Raw genomic sequence first — 23125 nt, forward strand, 5'->3', positions numbered from 1 at the left:
ACGCAAAAGGCAAGCTATCGCGCGAGGGTCAATAATGAAGGAACGAGTCGTTGATCGACAAAATGCTTTTTCCTGACCTTTAAGTCAGAAAATCATTGACCGCAAAGTCAGACCTGATAAATTCGGTTCAAGTCGGTTAACAACAATAATGAGTCTGCGAGGCCTTCCGTGATCCAGTTTTTACTTAACCAGGAACTCCGTAGCGAGCACGCCCTGGACCCAAACCTGACCGTGCTCAATTATCTGCGCGACCATGTGGGCAAGCCCGGCACCAAAGAAGGCTGCGCCAGCGGTGACTGTGGCGCCTGCACCGTGGTGGTCGGCGAGCTGCAAACGGATGACGATGGCCGCGAACACATTCGCTATCGCAGCCTCAACTCGTGCCTGACGTTCGTGTCGTCATTGCACGGCAAACAATTGATCAGCGTCGAAGACCTCAAGCATCAGGGCGAGCTGCACAGCGTGCAGAAAGCCATGGTCGAGTGCCACGGCTCGCAATGCGGCTTCTGCACCCCGGGCTTCGTCATGTCTCTGTTCGCGCTGCAAAAGAACAGCGATCAACCCGACTCGCACAAGGCTCACGAAGCACTGGCCGGCAACCTCTGCCGCTGCACCGGCTATCGGCCGATCCTGCAAGCCGCCGAGCAATCCTGCTGCGCCAAGCAACCCGACCAATTCGACGCCCGCGAAGCCGAGACCATCGCGCGCCTGAAGGCCATCGCTCCCACCGATATTGGCGAACTCAACAGCGGCGACAAGCGTTGCCTGGTGCCGCTGACCGTGGCCGATCTGGCTGACCTCTACGACGCTTATCCACAGGCGCGCCTGCTGGCCGGCGGGACGGACCTGGCGCTGGAAGTCACCCAGTTCCACCGCACGCTGCCGGTGATGATTTACGTCGGCAATGTCGCCGAAATGAAGCGCATCGAGCGTTTCGACGATCGCCTGGAAATCGGCGCCGCGACCGCCCTCTCCGATTGCTACGACGCCTTGAAAGCCGAGTACCCGGACTTCGGCGAACTGCTGCAACGCTTCGCGTCCTTGCAGATCCGCAACCAGGGCACCCTCGGCGGCAACATTGGCAACGCCTCGCCCATCGGTGATTCGCCACCGCTGCTGATTGCCCTCGGCGCGCAGATCGTTTTGTGCAAAGGCGAAGTTCGCCGCACGATGGCGCTGGAAGACTACTTCATCGATTACCGAGTCACCGCGCGCCAGGAAAGCGAGTTCATCGAGAAGATCATCGTGCCCCGTGCCAGCGCTGAACAATTGTTCCGCGCCTACAAGGTGTCCAAGCGTCTGGACGATGACATTTCCGCCGTCTGCGCCGCGTTCAATCTGCGCATCGACAACGGCGTGGTCGCTGATGCCCGTGTCGCCTTCGGTGGCATGGCCGCAATTCCGAAACGCGCCAGCCACTGCGAAGCCGTGTTGCTCGGCTCGCCGTTCAATAACGCCACCGTCGAACGTGCCTGCGCCGCACTGGCCGAAGATTTCACGCCGCTCTCGGACTTCCGCGCCAGCAAGGAATATCGCCTGCTCAGCGCGCAAAACCTGCTGCGTAAATACTTCATCGAACTGCAAACACCGCACATCGAGACTCGGGTGACCGCTTATGTCTAATCATCACGCTGTAGAGAAGACCCAAGCCGAACTGGCTGAACTGTTCGCCAAGGACCTGACCACCGGCGTCGGCCGCAGCGTCAAGCACGACAGCGCAGCCAAGCACGTGTCCGGTGAAGCGCAGTACATCGACGACCGCCTGGAGTTTCCGAACCAGTTGCACGTTTACGCACGCCTGTCGGACCGCGCCCACGCGAAAATCATCAGCATCGACACCAAGCCCTGCTACGCCTTTGAAGGTGTGCGCATTGCCATTACCCACGAAGACGTGCCGGGCCTGAAAGACATCGGCCCGTTGTTGCCGGGCGATCCACTGCTGGCGATTGATGACGTGCAATTCGTCGGCCAGCCGGTACTCGCCGTTGCCGCGAAAGACCTGGAAACCGCACGCAAAGCCGCGATGGCCGCGATCATCGAATACGAAGATCTCGAGCCGGTGCTGGACGTGGTCGAAGCCCTGCGCAAACGCCATTTCGTGCTCGACAGCCACACCCATCAGCGCGGCGACTCGGCCGGCGCCTTGGCCACCGCCGAACATCGCATCCAAGGGACGCTGCACATCGGTGGCCAGGAACACTTCTACCTCGAAACCCAGATCTCATCGGTGATGCCAACCGAAGACGGCGGCATGATCGTTTATTGCTCGACCCAAAACCCGACCGAAGTGCAGAAGCTGGTCGCCGAAGTGCTCGACGTGTCGATGAACAAAATCGTCGTCGACATGCGCCGCATGGGCGGTGGTTTCGGCGGCAAGGAAACTCAGGCGGCGAGCCCGGCATGCCTGTGCGCGGTGATCGCGCACCTCACCGGCCAGCCGACAAAAATGCGCTTGCCACGGGTCGAAGACATGCTGATGACCGGCAAGCGTCACCCGTTCTACGTTGAGTACGACGTCGGCTTTGACAGCACCGGCCGGCTGCACGGCATCGCCCTGGAACTGGCCGGCAACTGCGGTTGCTCGCCGGACCTGTCGGCGTCGATTGTCGACCGTGCGATGTTCCACGCCGACAACTCGTACTACCTGGGCGATGCGACCATCAACGGTCACCGCTGCAAGACCAACACCGCGTCGAACACGGCATATCGTGGTTTCGGTGGCCCGCAAGGCATGGTCGCGATTGAAGAAGTGATGGATGCCATCGCCCGTCATCTCGGCCTCGACCCGCTGGCCGTGCGCAAGGCCAACTACTACGGCAAGACCGAGCGCAACGTCACCCATTACTACCAGACCGTCGAGCACAACATGCTCGAGGAAATGACCGCCGAACTGGAAGAAAGCAGCCAGTACTTTGAGCGCCGCGAAGCGATCCGTCGCTACAACGCCAACAGCCCGATCCTGAAAAAAGGCCTGGCGCTGACCCCGGTCAAATTCGGTATTTCCTTCACCGCCAGCTTCCTCAACCAGGCGGGTGCGCTGATCCACGTCTACACCGACGGCAGCATCCACCTGAACCATGGCGGCACCGAAATGGGCCAGGGCCTGAACACCAAAGTCGCGCAAGTTGTGGCCGAGGTGTTCCAGGTGGAAATGGACCGCGTGCAGATCACCGCAACCAACACCGACAAGGTACCGAACACCTCGCCGACCGCGGCTTCCAGCGGCGCCGACCTGAACGGTAAAGCCGCACAGAACGCCGCTGAAATCATCAAGAAACGCCTGATCGAATTCGCCGCGCGGCAGTACAAGGTCAGCGAAGAAGACGTGGAATTTCACAACGGTCACGTGCGGATTCGCGATCACATCCTGACCTTCGAGGCGCTGATCCAGCAGGCGTATTTTGCTCAGGTGTCGCTGTCCAGCACCGGGTTCTACAAGACTCCGAAAATCTTCTACGACCGCAGCCAGGCGCGGGGGCGTCCTTTCTACTACTACGCCTTTGGCGCGGCCTGTTGCGAGGTGATCGTCGACACCCTGACCGGCGAATACAAGATGCTGCGTACCGACATCCTCCACGACGTCGGTGCCTCGCTGAACCCGGCCATCGACATCGGCCAGGTCGAGGGCGGTTTCATCCAGGGCATGGGCTGGCTGACCATGGAAGAGCTGGTCTGGAATGCCAAGGGCAAATTGATGACCAACGGCCCGGCCAGCTACAAGATCCCGGCGGTGGCCGACATGCCACTGGACCTGCGGGTGAAGCTGGTGGAAAACCGCAAGAACCCGGAAGACACGGTGTTCCATTCCAAGGCTGTGGGCGAGCCGCCGTTCATGCTCGGCATCGCCTCGTGGTGTGCGATCAAGGACGCGGTGGCGAGCCTGGGCGACTACAAGCATCAACCGAAGATCGACGCGCCGGCGACGCCGGAGCGAGTGTTGTGGGGTTGCGAGCAGATGCGCCAGTTGAAGGCGGCGAAGCCTGCTGAGGCTGAAGCCGAGTTGGCTTCGCTCTAAGACCGAGGCGCGGCCATCGCGAGCAAGCTCGCTCCCACAGGGTTATGTGGCGATTTATGAATCAATACAAATCCAATGTGGGAGCGAGCTTGCTCGCGATGGCGGACTGACAGACAACAACGATGTCGAGGTGAATATGTACAACTGGATCGACGCCCTCGCCGACCTGCAATCCCAGGGTGAACCCTGCGTACTGGTGACCATCATCGAAGAGCTCGGCTCGACGCCGCGCAATGCTGGCTCGAAGATGGTCATCAGCGCCACCCAGACCTTCGACACCATCGGTGGCGGTCACCTGGAATACAAGGCCATGCAAATCGCCCGCGAGATGCTGGCAAGCGGCAAGCAGGACACCCATCTGGAGCGCTTCAGCCTCGGCGCCAGCCTGGGCCAGTGCTGCGGCGGCGTGACTGTTTTGCTGTTTGAACCTATGGGTCAGGTCCAGGCGCAGATCGCCGTGTTCGGCGCCGGCCATGTCGGTCGCGCCTTGGTGCCGCTGCTTGCCAGCCTGCCCTGCCGGGTGCGCTGGATCGATTCGCGGGACGCAGAGTTCCCGGAACAGATTCCCCATGGCGTGCGTAAGGTCGTCAGCGAAGAACCGGTGGACGAAGTCGACGACCTGCCCGCCGGCAGCTACTGCATCGTCATGACCCATAACCACCAGCTCGACCTCGAACTCACCGCCGCGATCCTCAAGCGCAACGACTTCGCCTACTTCGGCCTGATCGGTTCGAAGACCAAACGGGTGAAGTTCGAACATCGCCTGCGCGAGCGCGGTTTTGACAGCAGCGTGCTGCAACGCATGCGCTGCCCGATGGGCATCGGCGAAGTCAAAGGCAAGTTGCCTGTGGAAATCGCCATCTCCATCGCCGGCGAAATCATCGCCACCTATAACGCGAATTTCGGCCAGCACACCGCCAGCGCCGGATCATCGATTGCCAAACTGCTGCCCGCTTCTCGCCGCAGCCAAGCTTCCTATTGAGAACTCACATGCCTCTGACACGCAAAGCCTACCGCGCCGCCATCCTCCACAGCATCGCCGACCCCGCCGAAGTGGGCATCGAAGCCTCGTACGAGTATTTCGAGGACGGCCTGCTGGTGGTTGATAACGGCCAGATCAGCGCCCTTGGCCACGCCAGCGACTTGCTGCCGACCCTGCCGGCCGACATCGAGATCACCCATTATCAGGACGCGCTGATCACCCCCGGCTTCATTGATACGCACATTCACCTGCCGCAAACCGGCATGGTCGGTGCCTATGGCGAGCAGTTGCTCGATTGGCTCAACACGTACACCTTCCCGTGCGAAAGCCAGTTCGCCGACAAGGCGCACGCCGATGAAGTCGCGGACATTTTCATCAAGGAACTGCTGCGCAACGGCACCACCACCGCGCTGGTGTTTGGCAGCGTGCACCCGCAATCGGTGAATTCGTTTTTCGAAGCCGCCGAACAGCTGGACCTGCGGATGATCGCCGGCAAGGTGATGATGGACCGCAACGCGCCGGACTACCTGACCGACACTGCCGAATCCAGCTACGTTGAAAGCAAGGCGCTGATCGAGCGCTGGCATGGCAAGGGCCGCCTGCATTACGCGGTCACTCCGCGCTTCGCGCCGACCAGCACCCCGGAACAACTCACCCTCGCCGGTCAGTTGCTCAGCGAATACCCAGACCTGTACATGCAGACCCACATCAGTGAAAACCTCAAGGAAGTTGAATGGGTCAAGGAGCTGTTCCCGGAGCGCAAGGGTTACCTCGACGTCTACGACCACTACAAACTGCTTGGCGAGCGCTCGGTGTTTGCCCACGGCGTGCACCTGTGCGACGACGAGTGTGCTCGACTGGCGCAGACCGGCTCGGCCATCGCCTTCTGCCCGACCTCGAACTTTTTCCTCGGCAGCGGCCTGTTCAACCTGCCGATGGCCGAGAAGCACAAGTTGAATGTCGGTTTGGGCACGGACGTGGGTGGCGGCACCAGTTTTTCGCTGCTGCAAACCTTGAACGAAGCCTACAAAGTCATGCAGCTGCAAGGTGCGCGGCTGAGCCCGTTCAAATCGCTGTACCTGGCGACGCTGGGCGGCGCGCGCGCGTTGCGCCTGGAAGGCAAGATCGGCACCTTGCAACCGGGCACCGACGCCGACTTCCTGGTGCTGGACTACAACGCCACGCCACTGCTGAGCTATCGCCTGAAGCAGGCCAATAACATCGCCGAGACGTTATTTGTATTGATGACGCTGGGGGATGACCGGACGGTGCTGCAGACGTATGCGGCGGGGAATCAGGTGCATCAGCGCTAAGTTCTCTCCACGCTGATCGTTCCCATGCTCCGCGAGGGAACGATCAGACACTCAAAAAAATCCCCCGTAGCCGTTCAGCCCGGGGGATTTTTATTGCCTGTCGGAAAGCCATCGCGGGCAAGCCCGCTCCTACAGGGTTCGGAGGTGGAATTGATCGTTCCCACGCTCCGCGTGGGAATGCAGCCCGGGACGCTCCGCGTCCCATCCAGAGCCGAACGCAGAGCGTCCGTTGAGGCATTCCCACGCAGAGCGTGGGAACGATCAGCGTCAGGCAGTTAGAGCTTCGCGGCTGGCCGCCCTGGCTTCTTGGTCTGCAACAAATGCGAGAACACTGCATGCAAGTCATCCGACGCGCTTTCTTCGTCGAGGTTGAGTTTGCTGTCGATGTGATCCATGTGATGCATCATCAGATTCACTGCCAACTCACCGTTGCGCGCTTCGATCGCGTCGATCAACTGGGTGTGCTCGTCGTAGGAACAGTGCGAGCGATTGCCGCTTTCATACTGGGCAATGATCAACGATGTCTGGGACACCAGGCTGCGCTGGAAGCTGATCAGTGGCGCGTTTTTCGCCGCTTCGGCCAGTTTCAGATGGAACTCGCCCGACAAACGGATACCCGCACCACGATCGCCACGGGAGAAGCTGTCGCGTTCGTCGTTGACCATCTGGCGCAACTCGGCAATCTGTTCGGCGGTGGCGTGTTGAACGGCCAGTTCAGTGATCGCCCGCTCCACCAGACGCCGCGCGAGGAACACCTGGCGGGCCTCTTCGACACTCGGGCTGGCGACGACGGCGCCACGGTTTGGACGCAGCAGCACGACGCCTTCATGGGCCAGGCGCGACAGCGCGCGGCGAATGATGGTGCGACTGACCCCGAAAATTTCCCCCAGCGCTTCTTCGCTCAACTTGGTGCCGGGCGCCAGACGCTGTTCGAGGATGGCCTCGAAGATATGCGCGTAGACAATATCGTCCTGGGTACCGCTGCGGCCGGCTTTGCCTGCTCGCGGTTGTTTCTTTAGGGGTTGCAACTGTTCGTTCATGGGCACTCGAGTCGGGAGAACTGCGGCGAATTGACCGTGACTGTAATACGGCACAGTGGGTCGCTGGCAAGTATCGCGTAAAAAACACCGCGATTGTACACAATGGATGGTGGCAACACGACTGTACGGCTGTTTGTCACTTCCGCTGTATTGCAACGACTGGTTACTTTTGAGTTTAGGCTTGAACACAGAATCCGCGATCCCTGTGGGAGAGAGCTTGCTCGCGATGGCGACGGGTCAGTCGAGATTTATGTTGAATGTGAAATCGCTATCGCGAGCAGGCTCACTCCCACAGGGGTTGGCGCTGCAACGGACATCTTTATCAGAACAAGGAACACCGCTGTCATGAACGACGCCACGCACACGCAGCTCCGCCCCCTGGCCGACACGTCACCGTCGGCCATCGTCGCCGGCTTCATCGCGATGATGACCGGTTACACCAGCTCCCTGGTCCTGATGTTCCAGGCCGGGCAAGCGGCGGGGTTGACCAGTGGGCAGATTTCCTCGTGGATCTGGGCGATATCGATTGGCATGGCAGTTTGCTCCATCGGCCTGTCCTTGCGTTATCGCACGCCCATCACCATCGCCTGGTCGACGCCCGGCGCAGCATTGCTGATCACCAGCCTGGGCGGCGTCAGCTACGGCGAAGCCATCGGTGCCTACATTACCTGCGCGGTGCTGGTGACGATTTGTGGTTTGACCGGCAGCTTCGAACGCCTGGTGAAAAGAATTCCGGCTTCATTGGCGGCGGCATTGCTGGCGGGGATCCTGTTCAAGATCGGCAGCGAAATCTTCGTCGCTGCCCAGCATCGCACCGGGCTGGTATTGGGAATGTTCTTCACGTACCTGGTGATCAAGCGCCTGTCGCCACGGTATGCGGTGCTCGCGGCATTGCTGATCGGCACGGCGTTGTCGGGGTTCATGGGGCTGCTGGATTTCAGCGGCTTCCATCTGGAAGTGGCAACGCCGGTCTGGACCACGCCGCATTTCTCTCTGGCCGCGACCATCAGCATCGGCATCCCGCTGTTCGTGGTGGCGATGACGTCGCAGAACATGCCCGGCATTGCCGTGCTGCGCGCCGACGGCTACACCGTGCCAGCCTCCCCGCTGATCACCACCACAGGGATCGCGTCGTTGCTGCTGGCGCCGTTCGGCTCCCATGGGATCAACCTGGCGGCCATCAGTGCGGCGATCTGCACCGGGCCGCATGCCCATGAAGATCGTAACAAGCGCTACACGGCAGCGGTGTGGTGCGGGATTTTCTACGGGATCGCCGGCGTGTTCGGCGCGACGCTGGCAGCGTTGTTTGCCGCGTTGCCCAAGGAGTTGGTGCTGTCGATTGCCGCGCTGGCGCTGTTCGGTTCGATCATCAATGGCTTGAGCATCGCCATGACCGAAGTGAAGGAGCGTGAAGCAGCGCTCATCACCTTTATGGTCACGGCGTCGGGGCTAACGCTCTTTTCCATCGGCTCGGCGTTCTGGGGGATTGTGGCGGGGGTGTTGACGCTGCTGATCCTGAATTGGCGTAAAACCTAAAATCTGCGCATAAAAAAACGGCGACCCTTGGGTCGCCGTTTTTTATGACATCAAGCTACCGGATTGATCGGCTTTTCCGGGTACCAGACGTCGATCAGCGGGCTGACGGTTGCTTCGGTCAGTTCGCTGCGGCCTTTGAGCCAGGCTTCAACAGCGGCACGCTGCTCTTCGGATACCGAGCCACGCTTCTGCAGGCAAACCAGACCGAAGTCGTCGCCGCCAACATAGCCCAGACCGTTGGCTTCCATGGCTTCTTTCAGGAACGCGTCGAGGAAAGCATCAATGGCTTCATCAGCCAAATCTTCTTTGAAATCCAGGTTCAGTTCGAAACCCAGCTCTTGAAATTCATCGACGCACAGTTTTTTGCGCAGACGCTGGGAACGGTTAGTCGCCATTGGAACAATCCTCATAAGTAATAACGGGCGGCACTTTAGCAGTTTCAGCCGCTGATTGCCCGATTCTCGGCGGCGTGACGCCTACCGCCGGTAAAAAATAGCAAATCAGTGAAGCCTGGCACGGCACAAGCGGTTGCACCTTGGGGCATAATGCCGACACTTTCATGACCACTGAGGGATTTTTGTCTCCATGCCCTCGTCTTTTTTCCCCTCGGCTGTAGGGTTTTATTTCACATGATCAAGTCTTTGCGTCCATTGCTGCTGGCCGGTTTCCTTCTTCCACTGGCCTTCTCCGTTTCCGCCGCGTCCATCAATACCGGCCTGTCGCCCAACGTCGAAAAAGCCCTCAAGGCCAGCAAGCTGCCGGACACCGCCCTGTCGCTGGTGATGATTCCGCTGACCGGTCCGGGCACCCCAACCGTTTTCAACGCTGACGTTTCGGTCAACCCGGCGTCGACCATGAAGCTGGTCACCACCTACGCCGCGTTGGAAATGCTCGGCCCGAACCATCAGTGGAAAACCGAGTTCTACACCGACGGCACCTTGAGCGGCGGCATCCTCAACGGCAACCTCTACCTCAAGGGTGGCGGCGATCCGAAACTGAACATGGAAAAACTCTGGTTGCTGATGCGTGACCTGCGCGCCAACGGCGTGACGCAAATCACTGGCGACCTGGTGCTCGACCGCAGCTTCTTCGTCCAACCGCAATTGCCCGAGTTCAACGATGACGGCAATGACGAGAACAAGCCGTTCCTGGTCAAGCCAGATTCGCTGATGGTCAACCTCAAGGCCCTGCGTTTCGTGGCACGCAACGACAATGGCCGGGTGCTGATTTCGGTGGAACCGCCGATCGCCACCATCAACATTGAAAACCAGGTCAAAGCCGTCAATTCCAAGCAATGCACCGGTGGCGTGCGCTACAACCCGGTGACCCAGGCCGATGGCAGCGTGACCGTGACGGTTGGCGGTCAGTTGGGCGATGGCTGCAGTTCGCAGACTTACCTGTCGCTGCTCGACCACGCCACGTATACCGCAGGCGCGGTGCGTGCGATCTGGAAAGAACTGGGCGGCAGCATCCAGGGCAAGGATCGCCTGGCCCCGACGCCAAGCGACGCCAAGGTACTGGCCCGGGCTTACTCGCCGGACCTGGCGGAAATCATTCGCGACATCAATAAATACAGCAACAACACCATGGCCCAGCAGTTGTTCCTGAGCCTGGGCCAGAAATTCCGCACCGACGCTGACGGCGACGACGCCAAGGCTGCCCAGCGTGTGGTGCGTCAGTGGCTGGCGAAGAAAGGCATAACCGCGCCGCACCTGGTGATGGAGAACGGTTCCGGCCTGTCCCGTGCCGAACGGGTGAGCGCGCGTGAAATGGCGGCGATGCTGCAAGCCGCATGGCGCAGCCCGTACGCCGCCGAGTTCATCAGTTCGATGCCGATTGCCGGCACTGACGGCACCATGCGCAAACGCCTGAAAACCACGGCCATGCGCGGCGAAGCCCACGTCAAGACCGGCACCCTGAACACGGTACGCGCGATCTCCGGCTTCAGCCGCGACGTCAACGGCAATACCTGGGCGGTGGTGGCGATTCTCAACGACAAGGCGCCGTTTGGTGCTTCGTCGGTGTTGGATCAGGTGCTGCTGGACCTGTATCGCCAGCCGAAAGTGCCGGAAACGGCTTCGGTGCTGTGACCTGATCCGCCTGACACTGATCGTTTGATCGTTCCCACGCTCTGCGTGGGAATGCAGCCCGTGACGCTCCGCGTCACTGGACGCAGAGCGTCCCTGGAGACATTCCCACGCGGAGCGTGGGAACGATCATCTGGTGTGGCTTACTTCATCTCTTCCTGTACCCGATCCCGTCCCGCCTGCTTCGCCGCGTAAACCCCCGAATCCGCCCGCAACAACAGCGCATCCGCGCCCTCCCCGACTCGCCAACTGGCAATCCCGAAACTCGCGGTCACGGTGCCGACGCCTTCGATCGGTGTACCGCGTAACCCCTGCCATAGCTGCAAGGCCAGGACATGCGCGTGCTCGCCGTCAATGTCCGGGCAGAGCACCATGAACTCCTCGCCGCCCAGGCGACAGAATATGTCAGTGCGGCGCAGGCGATGACCGATGCGTTCGCACACGGCCTGCAACACCCGATCGCCCACAGCGTGGCCATGCAGGTCATTGATGCGTTTGAAGTGGTCGATGTCGAGCATGATCACCGACAATTCGCCGCCACCGCGTTCGACCCGGGACATTTCCGTGGTCAGGCGCTCTTGGAAGTAGCGGCGGTTGTGGATTCCGGTCAGGGAGTCAGTGATCGACAGCGCCCGCAGTTCCTCCTCCACTCGCTTCAGGTCGGAAATGTCCGAAACATAGCCATGCCACAGCACACCGCCGCCGGGCAGTTCTTCCGGAGTTGCCTCGCCACGCACCCAGCGCAGGCCGCGTTTGGGCAGTTGCACACGGTATTCCTCGCGCCACGGGCTGAGGGTGTCCGCCGACGCCCGGATCGAGGCGCGCACGCGGGTGGTGTCCTGAGGATGAATCCGCGTGAAGATTGCTTCGGCGTCGAACAACAGCACGTCTGGCTCGAGTTCGTAAATGTCGCGAATACCGTCGCTGGCATAAATCACGCTGAAGCGCCCGTCAAACTCCATCTTGAATTGATAAATGCCACCGGGCACATGAGCGCTGAGTTTTTTCAGCAGCAGGTCTCGCGCGGCCAATGCCTCATGCACGCGCTTGCGTTCGGTGATGTCGATGCAAATGGCCAGATGCCCGACCCACAGGCCTTGTTCGTCGAGCACCGGGGTCGCGAGCATGTTGACGGTCAAATGGCTGCCATCCTGGCGGACCAACGTCCACTCCCGCGCTTCGTGGCCCCCCTCTTCGCCGCCCTCGACCAGCATTGCCTGACAGGTCGGAATCGGCTTGCCATAGCACGCACTCAATTCGGCCGCGCGGGCTACCAGCTCGCGAGGGAAGTGCAGGTTTTCCAGGGTCATGTGCCCCACCACTTCGGCACTGGAATAACCCAGCATCTGCTCGGCCCCGGCATTGAAGGTACTGATGACACCGCGCAAGTCGGTGGCAATGATCGCCACCTGAGTCGCGGCATCGAGCACACCGCGTAACTGGCCGTGGGTGCCGCGCAACTCCTGCTCACGGGCGTGCAATTCCTGAGTGCGCAGCTCGACCATTCTCAGCGCACGCTGGCGCTGACTGACCAACACATAGAGCAACGCACTGAGCAACAGACTTAGCAAACCGCCGAGCACCACCAGGCTGCTCACCGAGGAATGGTTGGCTTGCAGAAAGGCTTCGCTGGGCAGGATGTCGACTTGGTAGTCATGGTCGGCCATGCGCAAAAGGCGTGTCGCGGACAACTCGCTGGTGGCTGGCGTGTTGGAGGATTCATACAGCACTTCGTGCTGATCATCGGTGGACAAATCCAGGATTCGCACCGAGAGATAGTCATGACTGGCCTCGGGCAACCCATCTGCCAGCAGCTGACGCATGCTGATCACCGCCATGACATAACCGGAGGGTTTCCCGGCCGGATCACTGGCCTGCTTCACCGGCGCCACCAACAACACCCCGCGCGCGTAAGCAGGCTCGATGCTGACCAGATGCATCGGCTTCGACACCGCCAGGCCCCCCAGTTGGTTGGCCCGCTCCAGCGTATCGCGGCGCAAGGGCTGGGCCCACAAGTCGTACCCCAGCGGCGAGCCGAGCCGGCTTTGCGTCTGACTGTAAAGCACGGCCACGTACTCATCCCGTTCGGCCGCCAATTGCAGTTGGCCTTCGGCATTGAGTTCGCGGATGGTGAAGTCGCTCAACCCCTCGTCGCGCACCCGGCGTTCGAAGGCAGGCCGTTCGGCGCGAGTGACCCGCGTAGCGAACGAGTACGCCTGTGCGCGGTGCAAGAGTGGTTGTGTGTAGCCGTTGAACTCCTCGCGGGAGACCGACTCGGAATTGGCGAAGAACCGGCGCACCCCGTCAAGGCGTTGCTCCTGGTCTTCGAAACGTTCTTCGATGCGGCTGTAACGTTCGCTGGCCAGCAGTTGGAAACGTTGCCGCAATTGATGTTGAAACAGATTAAGCGTCGACCAGGCCAGCAAACCGGTGAGAATTCCGCCAACGAGCAATACCAGCAGCGCGACCAGCCAGGCCGAGACATCTTCGCTGATAAAACCCAGGATCTTGGGGCGCACGGCGTGCAACGACATAGACGCAACTCAAAACGCCAGGTGCGGGAAAGCCCATTGGCCATGCGTTGAGTTATAGCTATTAGCCACTAATTTGACCAGCACTGAAAGAACCAAAGAGCCTTTAAAAATCAAGGCTCTGTGGATCCAATCGGCTTAACCGTCAACGGGCCGTGATTTTCCATGCACGGTGAATCTTGCCGTTACGGGCGAAATCCGGATCGATGGTCTGAGCGGTAATTTCTTCGACGGCATAACGCTCGGTGAGGTTTTCCTCGAGCGTGAATTTGCGGAAGTTGTTGGAGAAGTACAACACGCCGCCCGGCGCCAGGCGCGCCATGGCCAGGTCGATCAATTGCACCTGGTCACGCTGCACGTCGAAGATGCCTTCCATGCGCTTGGAGTTGGAGAACGTCGGCGGATCGATAAAGATCAGGTCGTACTCGTCACGGCAGGCTTCAAGCCACGCCATCACGTCACCCTGCTCCAGACGGTTCTTGTCGGAGAAACCGTTCAGCGACAGGTTGCGACGCGCCCAGTCGAGGTAAGTTTTCGACAGGTCGACGCTGGTGGTGCTGCGGGCGCCGCCCTTGGCCGCGTGAACACTGGCGGTCGCGGTGTAGCAATACAGGTTGAGGAAGCGCTTGCCGGCCGCCTCTTTCTGAATCCGCATGCGCATTGGACGGTGGTCGAGGAACAGCCCGGTGTCGAGGTAGTCGGTCAGGTTGACCAGTAACTTCACACCGCCTTCGTTGACCTCGACGAACTTGCCCTGCGCCGCCTGGCGTTCGTACTGCTTGGTGCCGCTCTGGCGCTCGCGGCGCTTGACCACTACGCGGCTCTTGTCGATGTTCAAGGCCTGCGGAATGGCCGCCAGGGCATCGAACATGCGCGCCGAGGCTTTTTCCGGGTCGATGGATTTCGGCGCGGCGTATTCCTGGACGTGGACCCAATCCTGATAGAGGTCGATGGCCATGGAATATTCCGGCATGTCGGCATCGTAGACGCGATAGCAATCGATGCCTTCGCGCTTGACCCACTTGCCCAGCGCCTTGAGATTCTTTTGCAGGCGGTTGGCAAACATCTGCCCGCCTTCGCTCAAGCGCGGCTGCTCGATCACTACCGGGGCCGGTTTGATCGGGTTGCCGTTCTTGTTGTACTTCTCGTACTTGCCCGGTGCCACGTCGTTGTCGGCGACTTCGACTTCAGCTTGTTCACGCTCGACCTGACGCTGTTCCGGGGTGCGACGCTCGCCGGTGACGAACTGGTCCGGGGTGACCTTGATCAGCAACAGCTTGCACGGCAAGGCGCCGTTCCAGAACGAATACTGCTTATAGCTGCGGATGCCCATGCGCTTGCCCAGCTCCGGGGCGCCGGTGAAGACGGCCGCTTCCCAGTTCAGGCAAGCCTGACGCAGGCGCTCGCCGAGGTTCTGGTAGAGATAAAGCAGGCTTGCTTCGTCGCCCAGGCGCTCGCCGTATGGAGGGTTGCAGATCACCAGGCCTTTCTGGTTCTGGTCCGGACGTGGCTCGAACGTGGCGACTTCGCCCTGGTAGATCTTGATCCACTCGCTCAGGCCTGCACGTTCAACGTTGTTGCGGCCCGGCTGAATCAGCCGCGGGTCGGCTTCGTAACCGCGAATCCACAGCGGTGGCTTGGCCAGGCCGGCAGCGGCGCGTTCGGTGGCTTCTTCGTGGAGTTTTTTCCACAGTGCCGGTACGTGACCGAGCCAAGCGGTAAAACCCCACTGCTCGCGACGCAGGTTCGGCGCCATGTCGGCAGCGATCATGGCCGCCTCGACCAGGAACGTACCCACACCGCACATCGGGTCAGCAAGTGCGCCGCCTTCGGCCGCAATGCGTGGCCAGCCGGAACGGATCAGGATCGCGGCCGCAAGGTTTTCCTTCAGCGGTGCCGCGCCTTGCTGCAAACGATAACCGCGCTGGTGCAGGCTGTGGCCGGACAGGTCAAGCGAGAGAATGGCTTCGCCACGGTCCAGGCGCAGATGAATGCGCAGGTCCGGGTTGAGCTTGTCGATGGACGGACGGTCGCCTTGCGGGGTGCGCAGTTTGTCGACGATGGCATCCTTGACTTTCAAGGCGCCAAAATGGGTGTTGTCGATGCCCGAACCGTGGCCGCTGAACTCGACGGCCAGGGTGCCGTCGTTGAGCATGTGGTCTTGCCACTCGATGTCGAGCACGCCGTGATACAGGTCTTCGGCGTCCTTCATCGGGAAACGCTTGAGCACCAGCAGCACCCGGTTCGCCAGACGCGACCACAGGCACAGGCGATAAGCGGTTTCCATGGTGGCCATGCCGCGCACAGCCGAGGTGTGCTCACGCGCGTCCTCAAGGCCAAGCCCGACGGCTTCCTCGATGAGCAGGCCTTCAAGGCCTTTGGGGCAAGTGAGGAAGATTTCGAATTGATCGGACATTGGAATTTCAAAGCCTTTAGCTAAGTGGACCGGCAACGCATTGCCGGCCCGGTTTTCAATCAGGCGCTTTTCTAAAAGAGCGCCCGCGTGGCACGAAGGTGTGCCGTCCCACCCCTGCAAGCCCGGGTTAAAAGAGCTTAGATGCAAAGGCAGATAAAAAAGTTGATGCAACAAAATGTCATAAGTCGACCCTTCGTCGAATAATGCCTCCGGGCAACGCGAGGCATTCTCACCAAAGGATTAACCCCATCATCCAGCGCGGGGCAGATCATACCGGGGTTTGGTCAATAAACACGGGCAAACATCGTGTTACTTATGGCCATACCACCTTAATGGTTACGTCCTTATGACAAAACGATCATTCCATCGGTGTGACGCATTGGTTAGAACTCAATACAGGTTGACGCCGCAACGACGTCAACACCTTGGCTCGCGACGCCGGCAGCGAGCCCCAACGGCAGGATTTTTTCTGCCAGACCTCAGTTGAGGTCGACGCGATAAATACAGTCAACAAGTGAGGGCAACACCCTATGAGAAGACTTAAGCGTGATCCGTTGGAAAGAGCATTTTTGCGCGGATATCAATATGGCGTTGGTGGCAAATCCCGTGAGCTTTGCCCATTTACTCTACCGTCGGTACGCCAAGCCTGGATTAATGGCTGGCGAGAAGGACGCGGCGACAACTGGGACGGTATGACCGGCACTGCGGGAATCCACAGACTCAACGAACTTCACGCCGTCGGCTAATTTACAGGGCCAAACACTCCGACACGACAATCTGATTACTGAACGACTTAACCACGCACGCCCCATCCGGGCGGCGGGCTCCGGCCCAGGGGCACCTTCGAGGTGCCCTTTTTTATGTCTGCAAGAGAATCAGCGCAGGGCTGCGATGGCGTCGACGGACTCGCGAATCAGCGCCGGACCTTTGTAGATGAAACCGGAATAGAGCTGCACCAGGCTCGCGCCCGCAGCGATTTTCTCAGCCGCGTGCTTGCCTTCGGTGATGCCACCCACGGCGATGATCGGCAGGCGACCGGCCAGTTCCGACGCCAACACCTTAACGGTGTGGGTGCTTTTTTCGCGAACCGGTGCGCCGGACAAACCGCCCGCCTCCTCGCCATGCTCCAGACCTTCGACGCCCACGCGGCTCAGGGTGGTATTGGTAGCGATCACCGCGTCCATCCCGGTTTCGATCAATGCTTGCGCGACCTGCGCGGTTTCTTCATCGGTCATGTCCGGTGCGATCTTGATCGCCAGCGGCACGTGTTTGCCGTGGCGCAACGCCAGTTCCGCACGACGGGTCGCAAGATCCGCCAGCAACTGCTTGAGCGAATCGCCGAACTGCAAGCTGCGCAGGCCCGGGGTGTTCGGCGAGCTGACGTTGACCGTCACGTAGCTGGCGTGGGCGTAGACCTTGTCCAGGCAGATCAGGTAGTCGTCAACCGCACGCTCAACCGGCGTGTCGAAGTTCTTGCCGATGTTGATGCCCAGCACGCCCTTGTACTTGGCGGCCGCCACACGGGCCAGCAGGTGATCGACGCCGAGGTTGTTGAAACCCATGCGGTTGATGATCGCCTCGGCCTCCGGCAGACGGAAAATCCGTGGTTTCGGGTTGCCCGGTTGCGGGCGTGGGGTAATGGTGCCGATTTCAACGAACCCAAAACCCAGTTGCGCGAAGCCGTCGATGGCCGCGCCATTCTTGTCCAGGCCGGCCGCCAGACCGACCGGGTTCGGGAAGTCCAGGCCCATGACCCTCACCGGCATTCTCGCCGGGGCCTTGCACAGCAAGCCGTTGAGGCCCAAACGCCCGCCCGCACCGATCAGGTCCAGGGACAGATCGTGGGAGGTTTCCGGGGAAAGTTTGAACAACAGCTGACGGGCCAGGGTGTACATGGGCGGCTTTGACTCGAATGGCGGCGAAATGAGGCGGCGATTATAGCCGGGCATCGGGGTCGCAAGCGAGGCACGCAGCAAAATCAAGGGCCGATGGCATATGCCTTGCACCGGCATAGGCATCAGCACTCATGCCAACGGCGGGATGAGTGGAAGGACAATGGCGTCGTCACAAGGCTTTGCTCGCGCAAGGGTCTCGGGCGACGTTTTTTTTTGGAAGGTGTTTAGTCATGAATGAAACCACAGCGGGCCCACTCGCCTGGGTCAACGGCAGCGATGCCCCGGAAAAGACCGAAATCAACCTCGGCTTCATGGCCCTGACAGACTGCGCCTCGGTGGTGGTCGCGGCCACGCAGGGTTTCGCCCAGCCTTATGGCCTGACCCTGAACCTCAAGCGCCAATCGTCCTGGGCCAACCTGCGGGACAAACTGGTCAGCGGCGAACTTGATGCCGCCCACAGCCTTTATGGCCTGGTCTACGCCGTACACCTGGGCATCGGCGGTGTAGCCCCCACCGATATGGCGGTGTTGATGGGGCTGAATCAGAACGGTCAGAGCATCAACCTCTCCCACGGCTTGCAAGCCTTGGGCGTGACCAGTCCTGAAGCACTGGATCGGCACGTGCACCAAAGTCGCCCAAAACTGACCTTCGCCCAGACATTTCCGACCGGCACCCACGCCATGTGGCTGTATTACTGGCTCGCGAGCCAAGGCATTCATCCGTTGCAGGACGTCGACAGTGTGGTGGTGCCGCCACCACAAATGGTCGCGCACCTGCAGGCGGGTCGTATCGATGGTTTCTGCGTTGGCGAGCCTTGGTCTGCCAGCGCGGTGAAGCAGAACCTGGGGTTTACCCTGGCGACGACCCAGACAATCTGGCCCGATCATCCGGAAAAAGTCCTCGGCTGCACCCGTGCCTTTGTCGAGCAATACCCAAACACCGCGCGGGCGCTGGTGATGGCGATTCTGGAGGCCAGCCGCTTCATCGAGCAAAGCACCGAGAACCGGCGCAGCACCGCCAAGCTGTTGAGTGCGTCGGAATACCTCGATGCGCCGCTCGATTGCATCGAGCCACGGTTGCTGGGCGATTACGCCGACGGACTCGGCAATCGCTGGCAGGACCCGCACGCCCTGCGCTTCCATGGCGATGGCGAGGTCAACCTGCCGTACTTGTCCGACGGCATGTGGTTCATGACCCAATTCCGTCGCTGGGGCTTGTTGCGCGATGATCCGGATTACCTCGGCGTAGCCCGTCAGGTCCAGCAACTAGACTTGTACCGTGAGGCGGCCGCAGCAGTCGGTGTTGCCGCCGAGGGCCAGGCCATGCGCGCCAGCCAATTGATCGACGGCAACATCTGGGATGGCAGCGACCCTGCCGGCTACGCCCGCAGCTTCAAGCTACATGCCATGAGCGACAGCTCGCACCGATTCGCCACCCGCTGACAGGAGACTGCGAACATGTTGCGTATCCTGCTGATCAACGACACGGCGAAGAAAGTCGGTCGCCTGAAAGCCGCCCTCACCGAAGCCGGGTTTGAGGTCATCGATGAATCCGGCCTGACCATTGACCTGCCCGCACGCGTCGAAACGGTGCGTCCGGACGTGATCCTGATCGATACCGAGTCACCGAGCCGCGATGTGATGGAGCAAGTGGTGCTGGTGTCGCGTGATCAACCGCGGCCGATCGTGATGTTTACCGACGAACACGACCCCGACGTAATGCGTCAGGCGATCAAGTCCGGCGTCAGTGCCTACATCGTCGAAGGCATTCACGCACAACGCTTGCAGCCGATTCTCGACGTTGCGATGGCGCGCTTTGAAAGCGACCAGGCCTTGCGCGCCCAGCTCAACGCCCGCGATCAGCAACTGGCCGAGCGCAAGCGCATCGAGCTGGCTAAAGGGCTGTTGATGAAAATGAAAGACTGCAACGAGGAAGAGGCCTACACCCTCATGCGCCGCCAGGCCATGAGCCGGCAGCAGAAGCTGATTCAGGTGGCGGAACAGATCATCGCCATGAGTGAGTTGCTGGGCTAACCCCCCAATGATCGTTCCCACGCTCCGCGTGGGAATGCCGCCATGGACGCTCTGCGTCCGCTTCGAGCTGTGACGCAGAGCGTCACGAGATGCATTCCCACGCAGAGCGTGGGAACGATCATCCTGAACCTGGCACAAATCTCGCTAAGTAATCACTACAGGTAACCAACGGCGGTTGCCCCACCTACGACAAAGACGTCGCTCACCTTATTTGCCCATGGCGAATCGGGTGGCGGCGTTTTTTAGTTTTTGGCCCCAGAGACCGGGGCCGGTGGTGCGGCCGATGCGGCGCCCCACCTGCAAGCTCATGACTCTTTCTCGAGACTCCCTACAGCTGAGGTGCGCGATGAATTCAAGCTTCTGGAAATCCGGCCATACCCCGACACTGTTCGCGGCCTTCCTCTATTTCGACCTGAGCTTCATGGTCTGGTACCTGCTCGGCCCGCTGGCGGTGCAGATCGCCGCCGACCTGCACCTGACCACCCAACAGCGAGGGATGGTGGTGGCCACGCCGATTCTGGCCGGTGCCGTGCTGCGCTTCATCATGGGCATGCTGGCTGATCGCCTGTCGCCAAAAACCGCCGGGCTGATCGGCCAGGTGATTGTCATCTGTGCCCTGTTCGGTGCCTGGAAACTCGGCATTCACAGCTACGAGCAAGCGCTGGTGCTGGGCCTGTTCCTCGGCATGGCCGGTGCGTCCTTCGCCGTCGCCCTGCCGTTGGCGTCGCAATGGTATCCACCGCAGCACCAAGGCAAAGCCATGGGCATCGCCGGTGCCGGTAACTCGGGCACTGTGCTGGCAGCATTGATCGCCCCGGTGTTGGCGGCGGCCTTCGGCTGGAGCAATGTGTTCGGTTTCGCCCTGATCCCGTTGATCCTGACCATCATCGTCTTCGCCTGGCTGGCGAAAAACGCACCTGAACGGCCGAAAGCCAAGTCCGTGTCCGACTACTTCAAAGCCCTGGGCGACCGCGACAGCTGGTGGTTCATGTTTTTCTACAGCGTGACCTTCGGTGGATTCATTGGCCTGGCCAGCGCACTGCCCGGCTATTTCAACGACCAATATGGCCTGAGCCCTGTGACCGCCGGCTACTACACCGCGGCCTGCGTATTCGGTGGCAGCCTGATGCGTCCATTGGGCGGCGCACTGGCCGACCGTTTTGGTGGCATCCGCACATTGCTGGGCATGTACACGGTCGCCGCGGTCTGCATCGCAGCGGTGGGTTTCAACCTGCCAAGTTCCTACGCGGCACTGGCACTTTTCGTCTGCACCATGCTTGGCCTGGGCGCGGGTAACGGCGCGGTTTTCCAACTGGTGCCGCAGCGTTTTCGTCGTGAGATCGGCGTAATGACCGGTTTGATCGGCATGGCCGGCGGCATCGGCGGCTTTGCCCTGGCAGCGGGCATGGGCGCGATCAAGCAAAGCACCGGCAGTTATCAATTGGCCTTGTGGTTGTTCGCCAGCCTCGGTGTTCTTGCCTGGTTTGGTCTGCACGGCGTGAAGCGTCGCTGGAGAACCACTTGGGGTTCGGCCGCAGTGACCGCTGCCCGGGTCTGAGACGTTAATGAGCCTGCAACTGAGCTTTGCCGAAGCGAGCGCCATCGGCCCACGCGCGGAAAACCAGGACGCCCTGCGCCTGGTCACGCCGTCCCCGGCGCTGGCGGCGAGCAAGGGTTTCTTGTTCGCCATCGCCGACGGGGTCAGCCAGTGCGCCGATGGCGGTCTCGCCGCCCGTTCGACCTTGCAGGCCCTGGCGCTGGACTATTACGCCACCCCGGAAACCTGGGGTGTTGCGCAGGCGCTGGATCGCCTGCTGTTGGCGCAAAATCGCTGGTTGCAGGCCAATGGCGGCGGGCAACCATTGCTCACCACGGTCAGTGCCCTGGTCATGCGTGGCCGGCGCTTTACCCTGGCCCACGTCGGCGATTGCCGGGTTTATCGCTGGCACGCCGACACCTTGCAACGGGTCAGCGAAGACCACGTCTGGGATCAGCCGGGCATGCAGCATGTGCTCAAACGTGCGCTGGGCCTCGATCAGCATCTGGTGCTGGATTTTCTCGACGGAGAATTGCGCCTCGATGAGAGCTTTGTGCTGCTCAGCGATGGCGTGTGGGCAGTCCTCGGCGACACCGCCATCGCCGCGATTCTGCGTGATCAGCCGGACCTTAACAGTGCGGCGCAGACCTTGGTCAGCGCCGCACACCTGGCCGGCAGCCAGGACAATGCCAGCGCCCTGTTGGTGCGGGTCGATGCCCTTGGTGAGACGAGCATTGGCGATGCGCTGATTCATTTGCAGCAATGGCCGCTGCCTCCGGCACTGAAACCGGGCCAGATGTTCGAGGGTTGGCAGGTCGACGGGATTCTCGGCCAGAGCCAGCAATCGCTGCTCTATCGGGTTCGCGACAGTCAGCAACACCCCTGGCTGCTGAAAACCTTGCCCGTTGCGTTGCGCGACGATCATCTGGCCGGGCAAGCCTTGCTGTCGGAAGAATGGTTTCTCAAACGCGTCGCCGGACGGCATTTTCCTGAAGTACATGCCGCCAGTCAGCGTCAGCATTTGTACTACGTGATGCGCGAATATTCCGGCTCTACTCTCGCCGCCCTTCACGAGCGCGTGGAGCAGCTACCGCTGGCCCAGTGGCAAGACTTGGCTGAACGCCTGCTGCGGGCCGTCGGCATGCTCCATCGACGGCAAATCCTGCACCGCGACATCAAACCGGAAAACCTGTTGCTGGGGGACGACGGCGAGTTGCGCCTGCTCGATTTCGGCCTCGCCTACTGCCCCGGCCTGTCTGAAGATCAACCGTCCGCCCTGCCTGGAACACCCAGCTATATCGCGCCGGAAGCCTTTCGCGGTGACCCGCCGTCCCAGCAACAGGATCTGTATGCGGTCGGTGTGACCTTGTATTTCCTGCTGACCGGGCATTATCCCTACGGCGAGATCGAAGCTTTCCAGCGCCCACGGTTTGGTGTCCCGATCAGCGCCAGTCGCTACCGCCCCGACGTACCGGAATGGATCGCGCAAAGCCTGGATCGTGCGGTTGCGGTGCAGCCGACCCAGCGCTTTGAAACCGCAGAAGAATGGTTGCTGGTGCTGGAGCAAGGCGAACGACGCAGCTTGAGCGTGCGCCCCAGACCGCTGCTGGAGCGTGAGCCGCTGAAAGTCTGGCGGACGTTGGCGCTGGGGTCGTTGCTGGTGAATCTGGTGCTGCTGTACTTGTTGTTTCATGGCTGAGTTTTCCACTGAACTCAAAAGATCGCAGCCTGCGTCAGCAC

The 23125-nt window shown here is 60.8% G+C and carries 16 protein-coding genes; 11 read left to right on the top strand and 5 right to left on the bottom strand.

The window, feature by feature from the left end; genetic code table 11:
- Positions 1-168 precede the first annotated feature (168 nt).
- The 4 genes from xdhA (at position 169) to guaD (ending at position 6310) form a co-directional block, all read left to right on the top strand.
- Positions 169-1623, top strand: coding sequence for a xanthine dehydrogenase small subunit (xdhA, locus tag QRN31_RS11655; RefSeq protein WP_285432134.1), 1455 nt, complete (start codon positions 169-171; stop codon positions 1621-1623).
- The gene (gene xdhB, locus QRN31_RS11660; RefSeq protein ID WP_285432136.1) at positions 1616-4015 is read left to right on the top strand and encodes a xanthine dehydrogenase molybdopterin binding subunit; all 2400 of its coding nucleotides are present in this window, start codon (positions 1616-1618) and stop codon (positions 4013-4015) included. The genes xdhA and xdhB overlap by 8 nt, the downstream gene beginning before the upstream one ends.
- Positions 4016-4151: 136 nt before the next feature.
- On the top strand, positions 4152-4997 hold the full coding sequence (xdhC, locus tag QRN31_RS11665) for a xanthine dehydrogenase accessory protein XdhC (RefSeq protein WP_285432137.1): 846 nt from the start codon (positions 4152-4154) through the stop codon (positions 4995-4997).
- A gap of 8 nt (positions 4998-5005) precedes the next feature.
- Positions 5006-6310, top strand: a complete 1305-nt coding sequence (gene guaD / locus QRN31_RS11670) for a guanine deaminase (RefSeq protein ID WP_285432139.1) — start codon at positions 5006-5008, stop codon at positions 6308-6310.
- Between the two features lie 275 nt (positions 6311-6585).
- Here guaD and QRN31_RS11675 read toward each other — a convergent pair whose 3' ends face one another.
- Positions 6586-7350, bottom strand: coding sequence for a GntR family transcriptional regulator (locus QRN31_RS11675; RefSeq protein ID WP_090182016.1), 765 nt, complete (start codon positions 7348-7350; stop codon positions 6586-6588).
- 345 nt (positions 7351-7695) lie between these two features.
- Between QRN31_RS11675 and QRN31_RS11680 the strand changes: the two genes are divergently transcribed.
- The gene (locus QRN31_RS11680) at positions 7696-8886 is read left to right on the top strand and encodes a benzoate/H(+) symporter BenE family transporter (protein ID WP_285432141.1); all 1191 of its coding nucleotides are present in this window, start codon (positions 7696-7698) and stop codon (positions 8884-8886) included.
- Between the two features lie 50 nt (positions 8887-8936).
- Here the strand turns inward: QRN31_RS11680 and QRN31_RS11685 are convergent, their stop codons facing one another.
- Positions 8937-9281, bottom strand: a complete 345-nt coding sequence (locus QRN31_RS11685; RefSeq protein WP_007896965.1) for a YggL family protein — start codon at positions 9279-9281, stop codon at positions 8937-8939.
- 234 nt (positions 9282-9515) lie between these two features.
- On the opposite strand from QRN31_RS11685, the gene dacB reads away from it, so the two are divergent.
- Positions 9516-10976, top strand: a complete 1461-nt coding sequence (gene dacB / locus QRN31_RS11690; protein WP_285432142.1) for a D-alanyl-D-alanine carboxypeptidase/D-alanyl-D-alanine endopeptidase — start codon at positions 9516-9518, stop codon at positions 10974-10976.
- A gap of 140 nt (positions 10977-11116) precedes the next feature.
- Here the strand turns inward: dacB and QRN31_RS11695 are convergent, their stop codons facing one another.
- Complete coding sequence (locus QRN31_RS11695) at positions 11117-13507, bottom strand: sensor domain-containing diguanylate cyclase (protein WP_285432144.1); 2391 nt, start codon at positions 13505-13507, stop codon at positions 11117-11119.
- Between the two features lie 142 nt (positions 13508-13649).
- Complete coding sequence (gene rlmKL / locus QRN31_RS11700) at positions 13650-15920, bottom strand: bifunctional 23S rRNA (guanine(2069)-N(7))-methyltransferase RlmK/23S rRNA (guanine(2445)-N(2))-methyltransferase RlmL (RefSeq protein ID WP_285432145.1); 2271 nt, start codon at positions 15918-15920, stop codon at positions 13650-13652.
- 530 nt (positions 15921-16450) lie between these two features.
- Here rlmKL and rmf point away from each other — a divergent pair.
- Positions 16451-16666: a ribosome modulation factor gene (gene rmf / locus QRN31_RS11705; RefSeq protein ID WP_003223300.1), complete on the top strand. Its 216-nt coding sequence runs from the start codon at positions 16451-16453 to the stop codon at positions 16664-16666.
- A gap of 129 nt (positions 16667-16795) precedes the next feature.
- Here rmf and QRN31_RS11710 read toward each other — a convergent pair whose 3' ends face one another.
- Positions 16796-17815 (bottom strand): quinone-dependent dihydroorotate dehydrogenase, encoded by a 1020-nt coding sequence (locus QRN31_RS11710; RefSeq protein ID WP_285432147.1) that lies wholly within the window; start codon positions 17813-17815, stop codon positions 16796-16798.
- Between the two features lie 230 nt (positions 17816-18045).
- Between QRN31_RS11710 and QRN31_RS11715 the strand changes: the two genes are divergently transcribed.
- The 4 genes from QRN31_RS11715 (at position 18046) to QRN31_RS11730 (ending at position 23084) form a co-directional block, all read left to right on the top strand.
- The gene (locus tag QRN31_RS11715) at positions 18046-19257 is read left to right on the top strand and encodes a CmpA/NrtA family ABC transporter substrate-binding protein (RefSeq protein ID WP_285432148.1); all 1212 of its coding nucleotides are present in this window, start codon (positions 18046-18048) and stop codon (positions 19255-19257) included.
- Positions 19258-19272: 15 nt separating this feature from the next.
- Positions 19273-19848 (top strand): ANTAR domain-containing response regulator, encoded by a 576-nt coding sequence (locus QRN31_RS11720; RefSeq protein WP_008146285.1) that lies wholly within the window; start codon positions 19273-19275, stop codon positions 19846-19848.
- A gap of 346 nt (positions 19849-20194) precedes the next feature.
- Positions 20195-21406 (top strand): nitrate/nitrite transporter, encoded by a 1212-nt coding sequence (locus QRN31_RS11725; protein WP_208672018.1) that lies wholly within the window; start codon positions 20195-20197, stop codon positions 21404-21406.
- Between the two features lie 7 nt (positions 21407-21413).
- Entirely contained in the window at positions 21414-23084 is a 1671-nt protein-coding gene (locus QRN31_RS11730) for a bifunctional protein-serine/threonine kinase/phosphatase (protein ID WP_285432151.1), read from the top strand.
- Positions 23085-23125: the final 41 nt, after the last annotated feature.

The sequence above is a fragment of the Pseudomonas sp. fls2-241-R2A-110 genome, from assembly GCF_030209165.1.
Classification (GTDB): Bacteria; Pseudomonadota; Gammaproteobacteria; order Pseudomonadales; family Pseudomonadaceae; genus Aquipseudomonas.

Coding starts and splice junctions, on each gene's coding strand:
- xdhB (WP_285432136.1), top strand. CDS start 1,616: ATGTCTAATCATCACGCTGTAGAGAAGACCCAAGCCGAACTGGCTGAA.
- xdhC (WP_285432137.1), top strand. CDS start 4,152: ATGTACAACTGGATCGACGCCCTCGCCGACCTGCAATCCCAGGGTGAA.
- guaD (WP_285432139.1), top strand. CDS start 5,006: ATGCCTCTGACACGCAAAGCCTACCGCGCCGCCATCCTCCACAGCATC.
- QRN31_RS11675 (WP_090182016.1), bottom strand. CDS start 7,350: ATGAACGAACAGTTGCAACCCCTAAAGAAACAACCGCGAGCAGGCAAA.
- QRN31_RS11680 (WP_285432141.1), top strand. CDS start 7,696: ATGAACGACGCCACGCACACGCAGCTCCGCCCCCTGGCCGACACGTCA.
- QRN31_RS11685 (WP_007896965.1), bottom strand. CDS start 9,281: ATGGCGACTAACCGTTCCCAGCGTCTGCGCAAAAAACTGTGCGTCGAT.
- dacB (WP_285432142.1), top strand. CDS start 9,516: ATGATCAAGTCTTTGCGTCCATTGCTGCTGGCCGGTTTCCTTCTTCCA.
- QRN31_RS11695 (WP_285432144.1), bottom strand. CDS start 13,507: ATGTCGTTGCACGCCGTGCGCCCCAAGATCCTGGGTTTTATCAGCGAA.
- rlmKL (WP_285432145.1), bottom strand. CDS start 15,920: ATGTCCGATCAATTCGAAATCTTCCTCACTTGCCCCAAAGGCCTTGAA.
- rmf (WP_003223300.1), top strand. CDS start 16,451: ATGAGAAGACTTAAGCGTGATCCGTTGGAAAGAGCATTTTTGCGCGGA.
- QRN31_RS11710 (WP_285432147.1), bottom strand. CDS start 17,815: ATGTACACCCTGGCCCGTCAGCTGTTGTTCAAACTTTCCCCGGAAACC.
- QRN31_RS11715 (WP_285432148.1), top strand. CDS start 18,046: ATGAATGAAACCACAGCGGGCCCACTCGCCTGGGTCAACGGCAGCGAT.
- QRN31_RS11720 (WP_008146285.1), top strand. CDS start 19,273: ATGTTGCGTATCCTGCTGATCAACGACACGGCGAAGAAAGTCGGTCGC.
- QRN31_RS11725 (WP_208672018.1), top strand. CDS start 20,195: ATGAATTCAAGCTTCTGGAAATCCGGCCATACCCCGACACTGTTCGCG.
- QRN31_RS11730 (WP_285432151.1), top strand. CDS start 21,414: ATGAGCCTGCAACTGAGCTTTGCCGAAGCGAGCGCCATCGGCCCACGC.